At 61.4% G+C, this 241-nt stretch carries 1 protein-coding gene; it reads right to left on the bottom strand.

Annotation, left to right across the window (positions count from 1 at the left end; all coding sequences use genetic code 11):
* Positions 1-241: hypothetical protein (locus tag KZZ04_RS20600; RefSeq protein ID WP_219424089.1), on the bottom strand; the 241-nt coding region annotated here is incomplete at both ends.

Genomic DNA, 241 nt, shown 5'->3' with positions numbered 1-241 from the left:
CGGCTGGCGACTTGTTGAGTGCGGTTAATGACCTTCAAGCCGGGCAGCCAGAGCTGGGTGTCATCGAGGTGATAGGCCATGCGACGACGAACACCGTTGATCACCAGGGTAGCCCAGCGGCCGTCGGTGCTCAGGTGGCTGATGTCGATACCGTTGGCTTGCAGGCGATGGTTCTCCAGCACGCTGACGGTGATGTCGCGGACCTCATCGTTGATGTCCAGGCGATAGGTCCAGGGCACGC

Origin of the sequence: Pseudoalteromonas sp. CR1 (assembly GCF_019392235.1) — a bacterium.
Taxonomy (GTDB): Bacteria; Pseudomonadota; Gammaproteobacteria; order Enterobacterales; family Alteromonadaceae; genus Pseudoalteromonas.
This window is presented reverse-complemented; position numbering and strand designations above follow the sequence as displayed.